This is a genomic window from Bradyrhizobium sp. 45 (assembly GCF_023073155.1).
GTDB classification, from domain to species: domain Bacteria; phylum Pseudomonadota; class Alphaproteobacteria; order Rhizobiales; family Xanthobacteraceae; genus Bradyrhizobium; species Bradyrhizobium canariense_D.
Genome location: NZ_JADPIX010000035.1, coordinates 78,053 through 97,589, shown reverse-complemented (window position 1 = coordinate 97,589; position 19,537 = coordinate 78,053). Strand labels below are relative to the sequence as shown.

Below are 19,537 nucleotides of genomic sequence, written 5' to 3'. Positions count from 1 at the left end.
ACATCGTACATGTGGGCTTATCGCAGCGGCCAGGGCAGTCACGAGCCCATCGTTCTTCTGGATTATCAGCCGGGCCGCGGCCAGATCCACCCGCAGGCCTTCCTCGGCGATTACCGTGGCATCGTGATGAGTGACGGCTATACCGCATGGCGCACGCTGGAAGGGACCACCCACATTGGATGCATGGCCCACTCCCGACGGCGCTTTGTCGATGCCCTCAAGGCGAGGAAGAAGGGCGGCGGCCCGCCAGAGCAGGCGCTGCGGTTCTTCGAACAGCTTTACCGGGTTGAAAGGCAGGCGCGGGACGAAAAACCAGACAGAGGCGAAACGCCAGATCAATGCATTCGCCGCTTCCGCCAGCAACACAGCATTCCCGTCCTGAACGCCCTCAAGGAATGGCTCGATCAAATCGCCCCGAAGGTCTTGCCCGACAGCAAGCTTGGCGATGCCGTATCCTACACTCTGAACCAATGGTCATATCTGACGCGCTACACGCAAGACGGCAGGATGCCGATCGACAACAATCTCCTGGAGCGCGATATCAGAATCTTTGCCACTGGCAGAAAGAGCTGGCTGTTCAGCGACACCGTCGAGGGAGCCAGGGCCAGTGCCGTCGTCTACAGTCTGATGCTGACCTGCCGCGCCTCACGCGTCGAGCCGTTAGCCTGGTTGCGCCACGTGCTCACCGAATTGCCTCAGCGCGCCGACGACGCCGATATCACCGACCTGCTGCCCTTCAACTTCCCCAAAACCGCCGCTGCCTGAACGGGTCAGATGCCGCCCTCGATACGAAGGCCATCCGTCAAAAGCGCGGGCGTCATCGTGCGGAGAAAATCGCGCTTACGGTCAATCAAGATGCATCAATTGTTGGGATGGAGCGGGTGAAGGGAATCGAACCCTCGTATTCAGCTTGGAAGTCTCGAAATACTGTAGTGTCTTCAAAGGTTATTCTGACATTTTCGGCGTTTTTTGACCCATTGAGATCACTACGGCGGGTCAACCCGGAGCTCCCCTCGCCGACGCCGGCTAAAGGTTATGATGAGCCGATTCACTCAAGGCCCGCCAAACGGCTTCGGTCGCTCCAGCGGGACGAAAGCGCTCAAATGGGCTGGGTAGGTCGACGCGCCGCCGCCGATGGTCGTGCCCGTGCTGATGCTCAAGTAGACGTCCTTCACTCCTCTGGGCGTTTCGAGCAAGATCCAGTTCTTGCTTAAGTCCCCTATCCCGATAGTCGTAAAGCGCATTGACTTGCCGAACTGCGAACAGGAGATGGGCTTTTCGGTCGTAAACGAATTCCAGGGGCCATGCAGAGTACCCGATCTGCCGCCGGTCTTCGGAAGGGTCAAGCCGAAGCCTAGGCCGACCGCCGCATAGACGTAGGTGCACTTCAAATTGTTTTCCGTGTCCCATATGGAGAACAACGCGCTGGCAAACGCAATCCCGGCTCCGGCCCTGCCCTTGACGATGCGCTTGATGGCCGCTCTCGCTGCAAACGAGATCGAACCGTCGACCTCAAGCAGCATGGCTATCTTGAAATTTCGACTGACCTTTGGCTTCGGCGGAACGGGTCGCGGCAAGTCTGGCTTTATGATCGGTTCGAAATAGACCTTAGGCAGAACCCAAAGGACCACTGATCTATCGTTGTCTTCGTCCAGCCTGTGATTTGCCGTCTGCGTATTGCCGATGGCGTGCGTCTGCATTTGCTCCGGGCGGATGCCCATCTCTGACAGAGACCGCGCGACCGTAATGACGCGGTTGGCTGATGTCGTCATATTCCAATCAGCCGTACCGATCCGGCTCGCGGATCCCGTCATCCAGATCTGACCAGCGTCGTGCTCCACCAGGGGAACCACCTTGTTCTTCAGAAATTCGAAGTGCTCTGTCTTCAAGCCCCGAAACTGGTAGCCGGCAAAGTCATCGAAATCGAAATTCCAAAGCCGCGCGTGCAAAACCCCCACTCCCGAAAAATCCAGATCGACGTCAACCTTGCCCGGACCGGTTTTGTGGAACATTCTCTTCGACCTGCAATCGACAAATAGGAACTCGTCGGTGATCGTCCGGACGGCCGCAGGACCACCTTGTTTTAGTGCAGGCAGGAAAAGAGAAGTTCAAATCGACAGCTGCAACGAAGGTTGTGACCTTGCTCCCATTTCGATCTGGCACCGAAGGAGTATGCGCTTGTGCAATACGCGACATCACTGTCGCGATCGGAGCAGCTACGATATAAGAGAGTCGCGATAGGACGGGCCCTGGAATTCGTACAGCACGACGACTTTGCGCGATCGCCCTAGACTTGGAGGGCCGCTACCCAACCACGTTAAATCGGCAGTGCATCTGGATAGTACGTTTGCCGGCTTGTTCTGCGTCTGCCTGATCGCCCATCAAAAATAGAGCGAAACGGTAAGCGTCGTCTAGCGCAGCTGCAATATCCCGGAAGCACTTGACATGGTCGTTGGTGATCTCATCGTTGGGGTCATTTGCATATTAATTGCGGATGGCTTTTCCCAAAGCGGGAGAAGTGGTTACCAGCGTGATCGCAATCATGGACTCTTGCGCCGAACGCCTGGATTGGAGCGACGAGGATCTCGCGAATAGGAACGAAGGCGCGCAACGTGCAGAACGACGGAGCTGACAAATTCTGCGGCCGGCCACGGACTTATCCACCAAATCGCTTGACCAGCTTTGAACCCTTGGCTGCATCAATCTGCTGGCCCGTCAGGTCAGAACCGACGCTCAATCCTATCGTCATGAGGTTCTTGACACGCCGCGCCGCCTGCTTCTCATTGGAATAGTCGATCTCGACGTGATCGAGGCTCATTAGATGGCCGAGCTCGTGAGCCCAGGCGCGTCCATTGGCGTGGTCATTGCCATACCATTGGACGAAGCTTGCCGGCTCCGGTTGGCTATTGGGGTATGAGCTTCCACCGGCGGCCAGATTTTCAATCGAATTGACGAGGTAGATGTGGACGGCATTGTCCGGATCGTGCCGAGAGGCAAGAACACCCAGCAATCGCTGGTCATTGCTGCGCGCGCTCTTTGCCATGTCGAGCGGCTTCTCCATCAAGCAATCGCTGATCACGAACGCGATCTTGGCCTTTGACCAGATCGTATTGACCACGTCGAGCGCCTTCTTGGCTGTCTCGCTGCTCCATTGCCCGGGCTCAACGCTCCCCCTATCGGCAAATGGCGTGATGTAAATCCTCAACGGAATGGGCATCAACTTCTCCAAAGTTCGGAATTGCGATTGTATCTCCGTACGCTATCGTTCGAAATAGAGCGGCTTATATTCAGGGCTTTCTGATTAAGTCGGCTGGCGACTTGCGCACTGACGACTTCCGGCAGCGGCCACCGACGCGATCGACTGGTCGACCAAGGCCCGCCTTCGCGACTCGGAGACTGGTTCCCTCGTTGCGAAGGAGCAGTTGCCGGGGCGAGCGTCCGGCAGGAACCTGAAGATCGAGCACCGGGGACCATGGAAAGCCGAACTGACGGGCTCCTGACCTCCGCGCAAGCTGTAACCGAGAGATTGACCCGCAAGCCGGCGTCCTGGACTTCACGTCCCCTCGATCTGCCGACCGCGGAATCTTCGTTTGAACTAAGCCAGAGGCTCTGCTGCACTGCCGCGAACACGCCTTAAGTGCAATAATCCTATAATTTCAAAAGCTTAATTCGCCAGCGCGAGACATCGATACTGGCGGGTGCCCATCATCCTCATGAAACGGCACACAGCGCCGGCCCGCGATTTCTTCCGTGCCGTTTGAACGCGAGCGCAGTGCCAGACAACACATAGGAATGGATCGGGCTCGAAACTGGTACTGTACGGAGATAGGCCAGCGGCCAGTGGCGTGTGAATTCAGTAATCATGCCTTACGCGGCCATCTTCGCGACGTTATCATTCGATGAGCATAGGTTGGGTGTTCGCCATGAGGTTATACAGGCACCTTCGAGTTTTGCTTCTTCTTGCCGCTTCGCTGTTACTGGCAGCCCAGCCAGCCTGGGCGACAAAGCGCGTGGCTTTGGTGGTTGGCAATGCCAACTATCAGAATGCCCCTCTGCTCCCAAACCCGGCCAACGACGCTGCCGCCATCACTGAAACCTTGAAGGGCGCAGGTTTCGATGTGGTTGACTCAAGGCTCAACCTCGCCGCGACCGATATGCGGCGGGCCCTGAGAGAATTCGCCGATCAGGCGCGCAATGCGGACATAGCCCTGGTGTACTATGCTGGCCACGGCATCGAGATCGACGGGACAAACTATCTGATCCCGACCGACGCCAGACTCGAACGTGACACTGATATTTATGACGAAGCATTCTCACTCGACCGCGTCCTGCTGGCAATCGAGCCTGCGAGACAGTTGCGCGTGGTGATCGTCGACGCGTGCCGCAACAATCCGTTTGCCGATTCGATGAAGCGTACAGTTGCCTCTCGATCAATCAGCCGCGGGCTGGCCAGGGTCGAACCCGCCGTCTCCAACACGCTGATCGCGTTTGCCGCGAAAGCCGGACTAACCGCCCTCGATGGCAACAGCAAGAATAGTCCGTATGCGACGGCTCTCGTAAAGTACATCGCAAAGCCGGGGCTCGACTTGCGTAGGGCCTTCGGCTTCGTCCGCGATGATGTCTTGCAAGCCACCGGCAACCGACAGGAGCCCTATGTCTACGGCTCGCTGGGCGGCGAAGACGTTGCACTTGTTCCCGCTGCCAAGGCTGATGAGCCGGTGCAAGCAGCCAACCCCCAGGCAGAAATTCGTCGTGATTACGAATTGGCCTTGCAACTACGCAACAAGCCCGCTCTGGACGCGTTCCTGAACCAGCATCCGGACGGATACTACGCAAATCTTGCCAAGCTGCAGCTTAATCAGCTCGATGCTGAGGACGCACGCGTCGCGGCAACAGCGAAGGCGCAGCAGGCGGAACAGCAGAAAACTCGGCTGATGTCGCAGGGCGCCCAGCGTGCCGACCAAGAGAAGGCGGCCGCGGATCTGAAGGCTGCGGAAGACGCCCGAATTGCCGCCGAGAAGGCGAAGCAGGCCGCGCAGGAGCAGGCCACCGAGGCAGAACGGAAACGAATTGCGTCCGAATCTACAATCGTTGCGGCTCTCTCCGGGAATAAGCCGGCTGTTGGGAGTGCCTTCGCGGACAATCCTACAGTCGCTGCGCTGGCTGACGACAATACGCCGCCAAAGCTTGCCGCACTCAGCGCCGAGCCGCGCCAGACCGATATCGCAAAAGCCGATATCACCAAATCCGTACAAAGCGAATTGAACCGCGTCGGCTGCTTCACCGGTAGCGTAGATGGCCAATGGAATGCAGCCTCCCAGCGCTCCTTGGCTCTCTTCAACCAGCACGCGGGAACCAAATTTGACGCCAAGCTCGCAAGTCTCGACGCGCTTGACGCAATCAAGCTCAAGCCGTCCCGCGTCTGTCCCCTGATCTGTGATCATGGCTACAAGGCTGCCGGCGACCACTGCAGCAGAATCTCCTGTGCAAGGGGCTCGTTCCTCAACGACGACAATGAATGCGAGAAACAGCGCGCCAGGCCCGTCAATGCCGCCAAGAGCAATGACAGTCAGCGGCAGGATCGGCCATTGCGTCAGCGGGCGCAGGCGAGCGCAGGCGGCTATGGCGCTGCGGTGGGCCATGCGACGGCCAGTCCTCAGATCATATGCAACGCCAGCAGCTGCCGTCCGGTCCAGCGCGGCTGCCATCTCGAATATCGCGGCGGTGGCGGGCCAGGCAACGAGGCCAATGTCGAGGTATGCCATTAGCCTCACCGCTCCTACACAACTGCGCGCTGGCACGGCGCCGAGTTGTCACGGCGCGTCGGAGCCATCAGGCCCGGTGGATTTAGGATCGCAAGCATGGCAAGTGGCCGAGCTAACGTCAGAGTCCCAAGCCTGATGTGGCCGAATCGGAGCGACCTGCGTGGTTGCGTGTGAGCTTGAGCAAAAGGACGCCAACGCCTTTCCTGGGGTGACGCTCTTCACGAAGCGGCAGGCGCCCGGCATGAAACCAACGGCGGTTTATCTTCCGCCAAAGCACCCAACAGCCGCCACCAAGTTCGATGTCGTGATCTGGCTTCACGGCTTCTACGTCAAAAACCATGAATTCCTTTTCCACAACGATCCAGCGCGGCTGCGCGAACAGGTCCGGGATTCCGGCAAGGACGTGGTGCTCATCGCGCCCTTCCTGGGCTACGAATATGCTGTGGGCAACACCTTTGCCGGAAACTACAGCGTGTCCGACCTGGCCACCGCGAACTGGGGTGAACGCTATCTCGAGGAGATCCTTGGAGCTCTGGCCAGGTTCCTGGGTATCTCCTCGACGTCCATTCCTCAGCTCCAGATCGGCAAGCTCATCATCGCATGCCACTCCGGCGGTGGTAACGGCATGCGCAATCTCGTCGGGAGCCTCGGAAAGTATCAGGGGAAGCTGACGGCTTGTTGGGGATTTGATTGCCTTTACGGTGCCAATGCGCGGCCCGACGATGCGACCTTTTGGTACCAGTGGCTATCTGGGCAGAGCGGCCACGCCCTCGAGATCGTGTATGGTCCGTCAACTCTCCCGCAATCGGTGAAGCTGGACCTGATCGGGCGCGGGCTGGCGACGGCCGATGGCAATCAAACCCAGCCTCAGCGCCCTGCCCTCAAGAATCTCAACGTAAGCTTGGGTCATTACGACCTGTTCCCGGCATTTGGACAGATGGTCAGGGTCAACGATCTTGACGCGGCTTTCGTGGATCGCTTCATGATACCGCAGGTCGCGGACCAACCGCGGCATAAGCCTGCGCCGCTGGACGGGGAATTCCTCCAGCACGCGATTTCCAACATTCGCAGTGCTTTTCCCTTTCCAAAGGACATTCATTACATGATCGCCCGCGGTGGCTTCTTCAGCCGACTGAGCAAGCTATAGCCCCAAGCCTCACAGGACTCACTTGATGGAATAGGATTTGACGTCGAACGACCAATTGTTCGTCACAAGCTTTCCGCTGCTGTTGTCCGGCACGCGCAGCTCACTGGTCCAGGCCGATAGATAGCTCAACGCGTCCGCCTGACCTTCCAGCTTGCGAGGCATGTCCGGCAAATCGAGCAATTGCACGCGCAGCTCGCTCAGGATGGCGATCATCACTGCGGACCCCGTCGGCGGTGCGACGACATATTCAAAACCACGCTGCCGCGCCGCCGGAGCAGGGACGACAAATTCGACACCCGGCTTGACGAGATTAATGTCGCGTTCGTTCGACTGCGCCAATAGCTCGGGGGTCGGAAAGATCTGGGACATCCGCCCTTCCGAGTCGACGTCAACCAGAATGAGATATCCAGGCCTCCTGGCGGTGACGCCGAACGAGACCTTGGCGCCGACGTTGACGGTCTGACTCGGCAGGATCTGAAGGGACACACTCGCGGTATTGGTCTGCCTGCGCACCGCTTGTGCGGGCCAAAGCCAAGGTACGTACGTCGTGCCGATATGCAACGCCCCCGTCGGCAACGGTGCTGCGGACGCAGGTCCGCTGCCCGCCTGTAGCAGCAGGAATGCGAACCATGCTCGCTGGCGGCGGATCGACTGCGATGACGGCATGGCGTGCTCCCCTAAGAGTCAGGGAGCACTGAAGAAGCCGATCGAGGCGATTCGCGCGTCCGCGGGCAAGTAACGCTCGAGACTCTTGATCACCTGCCCCGAGGCGCGACGCCGGTTGAACTGTACTAGGGCTGTCTCAAGCTCGACCATGCGTTGCTGCGAAGTCACCGCAACGATCTGTTCCGCACCGAACGGCTCGCCGACCCTGAGCGGTAGGCGCAAACTCGCCGATCTGGCCAACGCCGCATCAGCACCCACCGGATACAACAATTGGATGGTGCCGTCGCCGGACACATTGAACAGCAGCACCGCCCTTGATGCCACATCAGATAGGTCAACTTCAATGGTCTGGCCAGCACGTTGTTGGCGATCGTCTGGCCAAATACGCATCACCTGCGGCGACCGTGTCGCAATGCGCTTGAGTTCACGAATTGCCGCAGTCCTATCAATCACCGTCGGCAGGCTGGCAACGTCCATCCCGTAGGCGACCACATCACCCCAAGCGATCACGTCGTGCGACACAGGATCCCATATCAGGTCGGGATTGTCCGTCGGTTGAACAGCCTGCACGGAAACATCTTTTGGCTTCACGCTTACAAAATAGCTAGTCTTGCCGTCCAGCGCCGCCAGCCGGATTGGTGCAACGAGGCGTAGAGGCCCCGGCGCGCCGGCGATCGGAAGTTCCTTGGCCGCCCCCGCAAGGGTCGGAATGGTTGGAGCCTTGGCCGTGACAGCCGGCGGTGCGGGCGCCTGTCCATCGACGGGCACCCCGGCTCCGGCCTGACCCGAGGCCGCTCTCGCGGCCGGCCCCTGAATCAGCACGACACCGCGCGTCAATCCGAAGGCGACGTCGGTATCCGGCGTCTGAGCTGGCGATGATACAGTCACGATATTCTGGCGCTGGTCCGAGAGCTGATAGACCACCTGCCGAACGTTGCTGAAAAGCTCCTTAAGCGTCACCTTCCCATCGTGATTGATGTCCGCGCTACCTTCCACCGCACGCGCGACCGCATAGCTGAGAGCCCCGCGTAGGCCATCGATGCCAGGGATGCGGACTTCCGGCGCTTTGGTGTAGCGGTCCACCGCGGCCAGAAACGCCGTGTGGTCAAGGTCAAGTTCAGACTTCGGATCGTTGCTGTCCGACACCGGCTTCAGTTCGTCGACCAGCAACGTGTAGCGCGGGACCTGCCGGAAGCTCATCTCAGCGGCACGCGGATCGATGTCGCGCACCATACCGCCACCGTGGCAGGTGTCAGCCACGAAGATCACCCTCGCTCCGCGCAGCTCGAACTGCCGTATGAAATGGTTGAACTCGCTGCCCAGAACCCGCTCAACGGACCCGGTTGGCGTGGTTTCAAAGCCTGGCAGCAGGAACACGTTCTCCATCCCGTCCGGCTCCGCGCCCTTGACGCGCTCCGGCTCCTGGGTGCCATGGCCGGCGATCGACAGAAAGATGAGGTCGTTGTTCTTGGTCCGCTCCACCAGTGCACTGATCTCGCGCAGGACGCCTGCCCTGTCGGCCTGCGCGTTAGTCAGTTCGACGACGTCGCCAACCCCCATGGATTTAAGGCTGGTCACGATGTCCGTAGCGTCAGCGACCGCACCCTTCAATTTGCGCACGTGCTGGTAGTCGTCGATCCCGATCACGAGCGCACGCACCGCCGCCCCATCTGGATTGCTGAGCGACAAATCTCCTGCCGCATGCGCCCGCGGGATTGTCAGTCCGATCAACGCGGCGAGCCCGATGGTGGCGCACAGCCGCCCGATCCCGCAGTCAAGTCCTCTGGGCATCCGCATCGTGATCCACCTCGACATCATGCCTACCCATTTTGTAGCTCTGGCGACACACTGGGTTCAGCGCCTTTTGCCTGCCGTTTTGCGGCCCGCCGGCGGTTGTTCAGTCTGCTCCTGATAGGCGCCCGCTGAAACCGTCGTCTGATCATCCGCGAACGCTCGAAAGCGGACCGGAACATAGCCGCGCGCGAGCAAGCTCGCCAATGGATAGACGTTGCGACAGACGCGGCCGTTGCAGCCACCGGTCGAGGATTCCATCACCTCGGCCTTGCGATCAGGCGTGAACCGCAGGAACAGCATCACATGCGAGCCTGGCTTGTTCAGCGCATCGCCGGGCCTCAGGTCCCAAGGATTTGCCACGGGCGCAGCGATCGCGGGGATAGCTGCAGTCGTATAGTGGACGGAGAGCCCCCACGCGGCGCTGACGAATGCCGAACAGTCGACGCCCGCCACATCGGGCCGTGGCGCATTGCGGGTGCACACATTGCCAGCCAGCGTTCCGCTCTCGATCCGCTGCCGGAAGTTCGCGAGGGAACCGTGGCAGCCCCAGCAATACGGTACGCCGCGCACCTCCTGGTTCACTTTTCCCTGCAGATACCACGGCCGACGAACACGGCTGAAGCCGCTGCATTGGCTGTCGGGATCGTTGCCGTAGTTCGCCTGCGTCAGCTTCCACTGGATACCCTCGAACGCAAACGCGGTCTCGATCGCCTGCTGGCGATTGGACGGCCTCACGGCGGCCGAAGCGTCAAATTTGACGCCGGATTGTGGTGCCGGCGCCGTCGTCGTTCGCGACGGCCGCACGTCGATAATCGAGGCATTGGTCAGAGGTCGGAACCCGACGCCAATCACTTCGATACCGTCCGGCTTGGTTCGCAGGAAATAGACATCGCCACTGCCCGACACCGTGACGAACCGTCTGGTCAGCGGCGTATTTTCCAGAGGAAGCTCATAGATTCCCTCGAGACGCCCGTTCGCGGCATAGCGTGCGACGAACGTGGAGGCGTTCTTTCCTGATGGCGGAACGTCCTCGGCCAGCACGTAGAAGCGGTCGCTGTTGTCGATCTCGAGAAACTCCACCGTGCCGAGCTGGTTGCGCACGCGCAGGCCGAGTTGGCCGATGGTTTCGTTGGTGACCATGGTCTGGATCTCGACCCGGACGCTGGCATTGCCCTTGTCCGGAATGATGTCGGCGATCACCGAGCCCTTGCTTCGAGAAGCCACGTATTGCCGGTCAGGCTGCCGGGTCGTCCTGATGATGGCCGCGCGGGTGTTCTGATCGAGCAGGTCCGCCGCGCTGCCGGGTGCCTGCGATCCCATCTGGGCGAAAGCGGAGACGGCAACCTGGTCGTCTGCTCCACGGCTCGAGACCTCCTCAAGCTGGATCACGTCACCGCCGAGTCCGCGCGTGGATTGCCCCGGCGCCGCCTTCAGCGTCCGTACGCCACCGTCCCAAACCATTATGTCGTCGTCATGGACGACGAGATCGGTCGGCTGGACGTCTTTCGGCATCTTGAGGACGTCGGGATCGGAGTTTGGCTGTTTCGGGTCAAACTGGATGATGCGACCGTTGATCTGATCGAGCAAAAACAGGTTGCCCTGCCCGTCGGCGCTGAGTGCTTGCGGTCCCGCGAGTTCCACGTCCTCGCTGGCCGGGACTATGCCGACCATGGAAGCAGCCGAACCGCCGGTAAAGCTGCGTACGACAGTATCGTCGGCGTGCGCCTTGGTTCCGAAAATGCCCGCGCTAACGATGAAGACCCAGATCCAATGTTTTGGACGAAGCATATTCGCCTCAATGTACCCCGAACCGATCGCCGCGTCGGATCGACTAATCCGAGATGCCGTTGATGCCGCGCGTCAATTAGTGGTGAGCAATCTCAATCGCGTTCAATTCTATCACTGGACGGTGATAGTCCGAAATTTCTTCAGCTTGCCGAGGAAAACCATGGCCCGGAATAGATTTGAGCAAGTGAACGAAGTCCAGCCCGACGCGGTCACGCTGCTCCTGAAACGCGACAGTGACGGTGCCTCCGGAGCGATCGTGCTGCCTGCCGCCGCGAGCCAAGGGCGGCTGACCACCGACCAGGTCAGCGCGCAATTGCCGGCTCAGGATGCTTTTCGCGGCGCGATCCGGCTGGCTAACGACGTCAAGCTCGCGCTCGTGGTGTGCGATCCAGACGGGGTCTGGAAGCCCGAGTGGGGCGATCTTTATCAACCGATCGATTGACCCGCATCGGATGGAGCCGGCAAATGCTGCGACGCCGCATACAGACTAGCTTGCCGAACGGACCCTCCGCCCGACTGTCGTTCCTTATACGGGCCCTGATGGTCGCGCTGCTCGTTGCGACAGGCTGGCCGGCACGCGCCAACGACTCGGCTGCGGAATTGTCGATCGGTGGGCTCCAGTTCGTACGCACCAATGACGTGGCCATGGAGAGCGAGAACCTTCGTATCACGCTCGACAGAATCAGCGTTCGCTACCAATTCGCCAACCTCACCGCCAAGCCGGTCACGCTTAATGTTGCCTTTCCGCTGCCCGACATCGACCTGTCGGAGGCTGAGAATGTTGCATTGCCGTCAAGTGATCCGATCAACTTCGTCGAATTCGAGACCAAGGTCGATGGCAACCTGGCGCCGCTGACCGTCGATCAGCGCGCCATGGTTGGCAACAGGGATGTCAGTGCCCTGCTCCGCGAACTCAAGTTGCCGCTGCTGCCGATTGGTGGCCGCGAGATCCGGGTGACCGACCTGCCCGCGGCGACCCGGACCCGGCTTGTGGACGACGGACTTCTGATGCCTGCCGGAATGAGCGACAACGGTCGCCAGCAATATGCGCCGGGGTGGACCGTCAAGACCTCGGCTGTGCGCCAGCAGTTGTTTCCGCCCGTGCGCAGCGTCACGGTCGAACACCAGTACCGGCCGAGCGTCGGCTCCAGTCCTGACACCATTCTGCGCTCGAGCCTGCGCCGCAGCAGCGCACTCGGTCAGGAAGTTGCGCGTTACCGGAAAGAATACTGCATCCAGGATACGTTCCTTGCCGAGCTCGACAAGCGCACGGGCAATAACCAGACCAACGGCGCAAATCTCCAGGAGCGGCGCATATCGTACGTGCTCAAGACCGGCGCGAATTGGGCTGGGCCGATCCGGTCATTCAAGCTGACTATCGACCCAGGCGGCAGCGACCGCTTGGTGAGCTTCTGTCCTGGGCGGCTAAAGGCATCGTCCGCTACTGGAAACACGCTTGAATATACGGCAAGCGACTTCAAGCCGGATGCCGACCTGAAAATCCTGGTGATCGGAACATTCTGAGCGTGCCGGTCAATTGGTGAGCAGCACGTAGCGCACGGCCGCGATGACAGTCATCTTATTGCGCTGAGCCTCGCTTAGCGCCTGCAGGAAGAACGTGTCGGCGGCGATCGGTCGCGGCTGGCGCAACGAGTCGAGAACCTGCGGGACCGCCACGACCAATAGCAGTTGCGGACCGCTCGCGCGCGCTGTCGGGAGCGTAAACGAAAGTGAGTCGATGCCCGGCTTCAGAAGATAAGACAGGCTCTGAACTTCGCCGCGATCAGATACCATCAGGAGCTCCACCACGCGGTTGGCAAAGTTCTCGATGGTCCCATTGAGGGTTTCACCGCCCTTCAGCTCTGTCGCTGACAAGGTGATGCGTGGCATTCGCGCCTGATCGCTCCCGACCTGACTCAAGAACTTGACGGCTGGGCATTGCGCCTGGGTCACTTGCCTGACGCCGATCGAAGCCTCGAAACCCTGCTCACGCCGAAACGCTTTGTCGAACGTGTCGAATGGGACGGTCGAGGCACCGAACCCTTCGATGACAGCGGCATTTGGGCTCACGGCAATCGGCAACACGAAGAAGCAGTCACCGCCGGAATATTGGGCCACGTATTTGCGGATGCGCTCGGCGCGCCCTGGCCCATCGAGTGCCGGAGACTGCGTCGCCGTCGGCTGCGCGGGCAACTTCTCCGGCTCTTGGCGTCCGGGCTGTGGTCCAGCGGGCTCGACCTTCGGCGGCGCCATTGCTCCGGCGAGTTTCGGGGGTGGCGACAAGACCGCGGTGCCTGGCGCTGACCAAACCAGCTTGTAGAAGGCATATCCACCACCGCCGACCAGCAGCAACAATGCCGCGGCGCCCGCCCCCAGCCAGAGGCGGCGCGGACTCCGCGCGATCTCCGGCATCCTGTCCTGCGGCGCCGGCGACGCGCTTTCCGGCCGCCGCAGCGGATCGAAGCCATATAACGGCGCGGCCGGCGTCTGGGCGGAACCGGTTGGCGTCCAGCTGGCGACCTCCCCCATAGTGGGGCGCAATGCCGGATCAGGCTGCAGCATCCGCTCCAGCAAAGGTCGGATGCGCATATCCACACCACCGAGATCGGGCACACGCCGGCGCTTCTCCACCAGTTGAAATTGGCTGCCGCCCATGTCGAGTTTCTGTCCGGTCAGCGCATGGAACAGCACAAGACCGAGGCTGTAGACATCGGATTTCGCAGTCACGTCATTGCCGTACAACCCTACTTGCTCCGGCGATGCGTAGTTGTCCTTGCCGGCGAAGCCCGAGCCGATGATGGTTTTGTCGCCCATTTGGGTCGACCGAGCGATGCCGAAGTCGATGATCTTGGCCCGACTGACGTCGTCGAGCGGAATGATGATGTTGTCCGGAGACACGTCGCGATGGATGATGCCGTGCTCATGTGCGGCCTCCAGTCCCAATGCGACACGCTGCCTCAGCCTGATCAGCGCCTCGAAGGTCAACGGCCCATCATCGAGCATGTTCGAGAGCGAGCGGCCATTCACGAACTCCATCGCGAGATAAGGTCGCTGCAGCACCGGCTCGACGGTAAACAGGAAGTAGCGAACGATCGCGTCGTGCGGAAGATTGTGGAGTGCCGCGGCCTCTCGACGGAACAGCGCGAGCGCGGCCTCGTTATCAACCACGTCGGGCAGTAGCATTTTCACCGCAATAGGCGATCCAGTCTGGATCTCACGGCATTTGTAGACCTCACCCATGCCGCCCGCGCCGATCATCGCTTCGATCTCGTAAATGCCATTGAGACGGGTGCCGGGCGGCACGCCGTGATAGGACGATCGGAACGGATCGCTCGGACTCATGGTTGCGGCTCCCGATTGAGCGGAGATCTTGTCGTCCCCTGAGATCGTGGCGTCAGTAGTCGCACGATCACAATCGTCAAATTGTCAAGCCCGCCACGATCAAGAGCCAGCGCGAGCATGTCATCGCAAGCCGCCTGGGCGCGTCGCGTAGCCGCGTGCTGCAGGATCTCGTCGTCCTGCACGTGCCTGGTCAGGCCATCGCTGCAGATCACGAAGATATCTTCTGGCTCGGCCGGGCCTGTCACCACCTCGAATTCCGGATCATCGGCGACACCGACGGCACGCGTAATGGCATTGCTCGGCCAATCATTCACGTCTTCGCGCGACAGCGCACCTTTTGCGATCAGCTCCTCCAGTTCGCTGTGATCATGCGAGACCTGGCGAATTGCGCCGCGACTAATAAGGTAGACCCGGCTGTCACCCGCCCATATGCAGGCATAGTAGTTATCGCGAACGAGCAGAACCGCCGCTGTTGTCCCGACGGTGGCACCCTGTCGTTCATGACTAAGCGCCAGTATCTGCTGGTTTGCGCTGAAAAGCCGCTCCTCGCATTCCGCCAGCAGGTCTGCGGCTGATTCTGGTGTAGCGATAGCGTCGAGCGACTGCACTACGATGCGACTGGCGAGATCACCGGCCTCGTGCCCCCCCATGCCGTCGGCGACCGCCCACAGACCAACGTCGGTTCGTACCAAACATGAATCCTCGTTCCGCTCCCGCACGCGTCCGGCATGGGTGACGCTGCCAACATCGAACAAGGACGGAATATGCACCATCGCGCGTCATCCATTCCCGGATGCCGCGGGTCCGAGATCACCGGTCAGCAGCGTGACGTAGTGAAACGGATCTGGCAATCCGCGACAACTCAGCGCCATTGGCGGGAAGCCTTCCCCTCCGGCGGTCCACCAGAAGCTAGCCGCGGCGTAGACCTGTGGGTTGGCAGCGCAAAGTGCTGCAAACGACGCCGCGAAGGCTTCGACCGCCGAAGCCCTCCCCATTGCCGCAGTACCAAGCGACGTGACCGGCGGATCGCCGGTGATGGTCTCCTGCAGTCGTGGCACCGAAAGCCGATCCAATGCATCGGAGATCTGCTCGAAGGTTGCGGCCCGATCCAGGGTCGAAAGCAGGAACGCCTCCACTTGCCCGAACCATTCGTCCTGCGGATCAATGCTCGGCGGCGGCAGCGAGACGGCCTCGCCGGTCACCGCATGCAGGGTCAAGGGATAGTATCGCCCCACCCCATCGAGCGAGGGCATGATCGCACCCGCCACTGTCGTGCCGCAGATCGCGGCGCCGAGCCAAAACCGCCAGACCGGCGCGGTCAGAAAGGCCTGTTGCCATCCTGGGCCAAGCTGGTGGCGACTTGCTGACAGCGCAGCCTGTACCCACGGCTCCCAGGCTTCCAGGAAGCTGCGCGGGGTCGCGATCGCGATGAAATCGCGCTTCGCACCGATTTTGCCGAATATCCCGCAACGCATGGTCATATCCCGGTCGGGCAACGAAACTCGCGCAGCACTGACAGGTTCAGCGGGTTGCGCAACGATCCGGTCGAAATTTGATAGTTGAGCTCGCGCCCGGCGACGATGAAACTCGCGCTGGCCGTTTCCGCTTTCACCACTAACGAGCCCGCCTCCAACATCCGAAACAACGACCAGGGACCAATGCGCTCAAGTACGGATGGCGGGCCGGTATCGTTACTGACTGAAATTGCCGTTCGCGGCGCTGGGCCCGGCCATAGGATAGTAGTCGGCGAGTTGGTCTGCGGCTGTGGCGGTGGCGTAGGTTGCGGCCCGCCGAACAAGGACGGAGGGGCCGATCCGGCAATGGTTGGGCTCGCAATTGTGGTGCCACCGATCTCGGTCTTAACTGTCACGCCTGGTCCCGGTGCCCCAGGGGGTCGGATCGCGAATGAAACGGCGGGCACACCGCCGCCCGTCTGGAAGAACGCATCCCGGATATAAGCCGCATTCTGGAATTGTTTGAGCGTCTCGGGCGAGAACGACCGACCAACGGGGCTCTCCTTTCGCCAAGCCCAGTCCGACCGCGACGTGTCGGCATAAGGTGCCAGGTACTGGGTGAAGAACCTGTCCATAACGCCATTCGGACTGAACAATTTGGCAAAATCCGCGAGCGGAACTTCCTGGCCGCTGCCGCGGATAAACGGGTAGCGATTAGTCACGGTCTGTTGGCAGACCGGCGTGACCTGATCGCGCAACGTTTGCAGGATTTGTCCGGCGGTTGAAGCCGCGATGCTACCTTCGAACTCCGCGGCTGCTGCTCGCAACATATCGGAGAATGGCGGCGGCATGCGCGAGGCGTTGTTGCGGAGCGCTGCGACCTGGTTCTGGAGCGCAGCTGTGGCTTGTGCGGTCAGTTGGGGATTCTCGATGATCAGCGTCAGGTTCTGCGCGATGTCGTTCAGGTTCGCGACGGTCGAGTCGATTGGCCGGCGGGTGCTCTCGCCTTCGAGCGCTGCGTGGTAAGGCTTGAACTGTGCTTCGATCATCGTGCCAGGCGGTCCATCCTGAGCATTCGTGAAGAGTGCTGGCGCCGATGCGGCAGCTGGCGCCGAAGCGCTCTTCGCCCGTTCCTTGGTCAGCACCGTCTCGTCGCGCACCGACTCCAGAATTTGCCGCATCGGCGAGGTCGGCGCCGAAAGCGCCCGAAGCACCTCATATTTCGGTTTGTCGGCGAGCAGCTTCTTCAGGCGCAGGCTCCCGAGCGCCGTTCGCCAGGTCGTCACGAAATCGTTTGAATAGATGCTGAGCAGATCGCCGGCCAGATTGTCGTACTGCTGGTTGATGGCCGACTGCTGGCCGGCATCCCCCAAAACCCATCGCTCCCGCTTCATCCGCTCAGACAATCCGGACAGCCGGGCGACGAACTTCTGATGGAAGCCGTTATACGTGAAGAACTCAGGTACCCGCACGGCGTCCAAAGGCTGCCCGGTCGTGGTTTCGAACACGACACCCATGTCGGGTCCGCCATGGCGGCCGGCGATCCAGTCGCCGGCGATCGACGCGCGAGCCTCCGATTTCAGAAACTCGTACGCTCGTTGCGACACGCTCAGGCGCGCCAAGGAGTTCTGGGCCTGCTTGATCAACCGGCCGTCGAGTTCGACCAAGGGCGGCTGTTCGGTCTCGAGGTCGAACATTGCCACGAGGTTCTCGTCGAGCAGACGCCGCCCTTCTGCGTTGGTGGCGCCAGGATAGAGATTATCCGCCCAGTCACGTTGCATCCAGGAGCGGATCAACTCGCGATCCGGCGACTGCAGGCCACCGATCATCAGATAGACCTTGAGCGCCTCATAGACGAAGGCAGGCTCGTTTATGCGCGCATTGAGCTGCTCTTCCAGGCGATACAGCAGGCGCGGTCGGAACATGCGTTCAAGCGCGGTGTGATAGGCCGCTTTCGAGGGCGACAGCAGCCGGGCGCGCTGACTGAGCCCGTAGCGAGCCGACAGAGGCACCGATTCGCCGCGCGATCCGTAGCCCGCCGGGGCGTTGCGAAGCCGGTAGAGTAGCGGCAGCACCTTGTCGAGATCATGATCGGCAATCAACGTCTGCTTGATAAGTGCCGCGCCGGCGGTTGCATACTCGCTATCCGCCTGCAGGCTTTGCTCGATCAAATCGGCGTTCCGCTTGTAGCTCACCAGCCAAGCTGCGATCAGCCCGATCGAGACCAGACCGATCAATGACAGGGCTGCGGTCTTCAGGACCAGCGCGCGGCGCACCGCGGCACGGTCAGTCGAGACCCAGTCGGCCTCGCCGATGATGACCTTGGAAATCAGATCGGCAAGGAAGAAGCTCTTGCCCGTGCCCGAATAGGATCCGGAACCGACTTCCTCAGCGCCGAACGTGCGCGCCAGCGACCCGATCAATTGATCGATCGGCGTGCCCTGCTGCGTACCCGAAGTAAAGTAGAATCCGCGCAGGTTCGCGTTCACGTGATAGCGCGTCGGCTCGAAGATCAGGTTGAGGAAATCGTGGATCTGAGGCTTGAGCCGCGCCATCTGTGCCGGAAAACCGAACAATTGCACGCGGTGCTGGGGCGTCGGCTCGTCCTGCAGACGGTCGAGCGTCTCTTCGCTCAGGCGCTCCAGCAGACGGTCGAACTCGAACGGGATCTGCCCAACCAGATTCTGGGTCTTGTCGGCGGTCTGGAACGTGGCACCCCAGACTTGACGGCGGCCGGCCTCCCCGAGATAGGCGAAATACTCGGTGAAGCCGGCAACGAGATCCGCTTTGGTAAATAGCGCGTAGACTGGGAAGCTGACCTTGAGTCTCTGATGCAGCTCGAGCAGGCGCATCCTGATGGCATCGGCATGAAGTGCGAGCTCCTGCTTCGGCAGCGTCAGGATGTCTTCGATACTGATGGCGACAAGAACGCCGTTGATCGGTTGGCGCGACCGGCTTTTCTTCAGGATGTCCAGGAACGCCAGCCAGCTGTCCTTGTCGGCCTTGCTGTTGGAGTCCTGGGTGGTGTAGCGGCCGGCGGTATCGATCAGCACCGCCTCCTCTGTAAACCACCAATCGCAGTAGCGGGTACCGCCGACCCCTGCGATCGCCGCGGGCGTTGCCCCGCGCGCGAGCGGAAATTTGAGCCCGGAATTGACAAGCGCCGTGGTCTTGCCGGCGCCGGGCGGACCGATGATGACGTACCAGGGGAGATCGTAGAGATAGCCCGACTTGTTGCCGCTGGCGGTCTTCAGCGTCGCGAGCGCATCCTTCATGCGCTCCTTGAGCACTGGTTCATCGCTGACGGGCTGGTCTGCACCAGCGATACCATCGGCAATCTCCTTGGCACCCTTGCGCCGCTTGAACAGATTGAGGCCAACGATGCCTGCCACGGCCGTGGTGAGCAGCAGAATAGCGATCTGCCGGACGATATGGTTCTCCAGCGGCCGCCAATCGCCGAATGCGATGAAGGGACCGGCGAAATAGATCACCGCTCCGAGCGAGCTGAGCCCGACCCCGTAGAGAACGATGCGAAGAATGTCCTTGGCAAGCATCTAACCGTACCCGTCGCAAAACCACCT

14 protein-coding genes are annotated in these 19,537 nt (G+C 60.8%); 5 read left to right on the top strand and 9 right to left on the bottom strand.

Annotation, left to right across the window (positions count from 1 at the left end; translation table 11 throughout):
* Positions 1 to 765 (top strand): IS66 family transposase (locus IVB42_RS05545; protein WP_247371188.1); only part of this gene is annotated, 765 nt, incomplete at its 5' end.
* A 287-nt stretch (positions 766 to 1,052) separates the two neighbouring features.
* On the opposite strand, the gene IVB42_RS05540 is transcribed toward IVB42_RS05545, so the two are convergent.
* Both IVB42_RS05540 and IVB42_RS05535 read right to left on the bottom strand, forming a co-directional pair.
* A complete protein-coding gene (locus IVB42_RS05540; RefSeq protein WP_018457614.1) occupies positions 1,053 to 2,012 on the bottom strand; it encodes an OmpA family protein in 960 nt (319 codons plus the stop codon).
* 644 nt (positions 2,013 to 2,656) lie between these two features.
* Positions 2,657 to 3,217 carry a hypothetical protein gene (locus IVB42_RS05535; RefSeq protein WP_026233406.1) on the bottom strand — a complete coding sequence of 187 codons (561 nt, stop codon included), beginning with the start codon at positions 3,215 to 3,217 and terminating at the stop codon, positions 2,657 to 2,659.
* A gap of 706 nt (positions 3,218 to 3,923) precedes the next feature.
* Between IVB42_RS05535 and IVB42_RS05530 the strand changes: the two genes are divergently transcribed.
* Both IVB42_RS05530 and IVB42_RS05525 read left to right on the top strand, forming a co-directional pair.
* Complete coding sequence (locus IVB42_RS05530) at positions 3,924 to 5,768, top strand: caspase family protein (protein WP_247362339.1); 1,845 nt, start codon at positions 3,924 to 3,926, stop codon at positions 5,766 to 5,768.
* A gap of 157 nt (positions 5,769 to 5,925) precedes the next feature.
* Positions 5,926 to 6,912, top strand: a complete 987-nt coding sequence (locus IVB42_RS05525) for a hypothetical protein (RefSeq protein WP_026233408.1) — start codon at positions 5,926 to 5,928, stop codon at positions 6,910 to 6,912.
* Positions 6,913 to 6,930: 18 nt separating this feature from the next.
* On the opposite strand, the gene IVB42_RS05520 is transcribed toward IVB42_RS05525, so the two are convergent.
* From IVB42_RS05520 to IVB42_RS05510, 3 genes are read right to left on the bottom strand one after another with little or no spacing between them, the layout of a single operon-like run.
* Positions 6,931 to 7,578, bottom strand: a complete 648-nt coding sequence (locus IVB42_RS05520) for a DUF4384 domain-containing protein (protein WP_247362327.1) — start codon at positions 7,576 to 7,578, stop codon at positions 6,931 to 6,933.
* An 18-nt stretch (positions 7,579 to 7,596) separates the two neighbouring features.
* Positions 7,597 to 9,375, bottom strand: coding sequence for a caspase family protein (locus IVB42_RS05515; RefSeq protein ID WP_247362325.1), 1,779 nt, complete (start codon positions 9,373 to 9,375; stop codon positions 7,597 to 7,599).
* A 57-nt stretch (positions 9,376 to 9,432) separates the two neighbouring features.
* The gene (locus IVB42_RS05510) at positions 9,433 to 11,043 is read right to left on the bottom strand and encodes a hypothetical protein (protein ID WP_240543156.1); all 1,611 of its coding nucleotides are present in this window, start codon (positions 11,041 to 11,043) and stop codon (positions 9,433 to 9,435) included.
* Here IVB42_RS05510 and IVB42_RS05505 point away from each other — a divergent pair.
* Together IVB42_RS05505 and IVB42_RS05500 are read left to right on the top strand one after the other, a co-directional pair.
* The gene (locus IVB42_RS05505) at positions 11,042 to 11,602 is read left to right on the top strand and encodes a hypothetical protein (protein ID WP_231191009.1); all 561 of its coding nucleotides are present in this window, start codon (positions 11,042 to 11,044) and stop codon (positions 11,600 to 11,602) included. The genes IVB42_RS05510 and IVB42_RS05505 overlap by 2 nt on opposite strands.
* Positions 11,603 to 11,700: 98 nt before the next feature.
* Entirely contained in the window at positions 11,701 to 12,684 is a 984-nt protein-coding gene (locus tag IVB42_RS05500) for a DUF4424 domain-containing protein (protein ID WP_085383672.1), read from the top strand.
* Positions 12,685 to 12,693: 9 nt separating this feature from the next.
* Here IVB42_RS05500 and IVB42_RS05495 read toward each other — a convergent pair whose 3' ends face one another.
* From IVB42_RS05495 to tssM, 4 genes are read right to left on the bottom strand one after another with little or no spacing between them, the layout of a single operon-like run.
* Complete coding sequence (locus IVB42_RS05495; protein ID WP_247362322.1) at positions 12,694 to 14,502, bottom strand: serine/threonine-protein kinase; 1,809 nt, start codon at positions 14,500 to 14,502, stop codon at positions 12,694 to 12,696.
* Positions 14,499 to 15,275 (bottom strand): protein phosphatase 2C domain-containing protein, encoded by a 777-nt coding sequence (locus tag IVB42_RS05490; protein WP_085348552.1) that lies wholly within the window; start codon positions 15,273 to 15,275, stop codon positions 14,499 to 14,501. Before IVB42_RS05490 ends, IVB42_RS05495 begins: the two co-directional genes overlap by 4 nt.
* A 6-nt stretch (positions 15,276 to 15,281) precedes the next feature.
* The gene (tagF, locus tag IVB42_RS05485) at positions 15,282 to 15,983 is read right to left on the bottom strand and encodes a type VI secretion system-associated protein TagF (protein WP_018457625.1); all 702 of its coding nucleotides are present in this window, start codon (positions 15,981 to 15,983) and stop codon (positions 15,282 to 15,284) included.
* Positions 15,980 to 19,510, bottom strand: a complete 3,531-nt coding sequence (gene tssM / locus IVB42_RS05480; protein ID WP_247362320.1) for a type VI secretion system membrane subunit TssM — start codon at positions 19,508 to 19,510, stop codon at positions 15,980 to 15,982. Before tssM ends, tagF begins: the two co-directional genes overlap by 4 nt.
* Positions 19,511 to 19,537: the final 27 nt, after the last annotated feature.

What these genes read in the sequence shown, in the direction of transcription:
- tssM (WP_247362320.1), bottom strand. Translation starts at nt 19,510, where the DNA reads ATGCTTGCCAAGGACATTCTTCGCATCGTTCTCTACGGGGTCGGGCTC.
- IVB42_RS05510 (WP_240543156.1), bottom strand. Translation starts at nt 11,043, where the DNA reads ATGGTCGGCATAGTCCCGGCCAGCGAGGACGTGGAACTCGCGGGACCG.
- IVB42_RS05490 (WP_085348552.1), bottom strand. Translation starts at nt 15,275, where the DNA reads ATGGTGCATATTCCGTCCTTGTTCGATGTTGGCAGCGTCACCCATGCC.
- IVB42_RS05535 (WP_026233406.1), bottom strand. Translation starts at nt 3,217, where the DNA reads ATGCCCATTCCGTTGAGGATTTACATCACGCCATTTGCCGATAGGGGG.
- IVB42_RS05495 (WP_247362322.1), bottom strand. Translation starts at nt 14,502, where the DNA reads ATGAGTCCGAGCGATCCGTTCCGATCGTCCTATCACGGCGTGCCGCCC.
- IVB42_RS05515 (WP_247362325.1), bottom strand. Translation starts at nt 9,375, where the DNA reads ATGCGGATGCCCAGAGGACTTGACTGCGGGATCGGGCGGCTGTGCGCC.
- tagF (WP_018457625.1), bottom strand. Translation starts at nt 15,983, where the DNA reads ATGACCATGCGTTGCGGGATATTCGGCAAAATCGGTGCGAAGCGCGAT.
- IVB42_RS05540 (WP_018457614.1), bottom strand. Translation starts at nt 2,012, where the DNA reads ATGTTCCACAAAACCGGTCCGGGCAAGGTTGACGTCGATCTGGATTTT.
- IVB42_RS05505 (WP_231191009.1), top strand. Translation starts at nt 11,042, where the DNA reads ATGGAAGCAGCCGAACCGCCGGTAAAGCTGCGTACGACAGTATCGTCG.
- IVB42_RS05520 (WP_247362327.1), bottom strand. Translation starts at nt 7,578, where the DNA reads ATGCCGTCATCGCAGTCGATCCGCCGCCAGCGAGCATGGTTCGCATTC.
- IVB42_RS05500 (WP_085383672.1), top strand. Translation starts at nt 11,701, where the DNA reads ATGGTCGCGCTGCTCGTTGCGACAGGCTGGCCGGCACGCGCCAACGAC.
- IVB42_RS05530 (WP_247362339.1), top strand. Translation starts at nt 3,924, where the DNA reads ATGAGGTTATACAGGCACCTTCGAGTTTTGCTTCTTCTTGCCGCTTCG.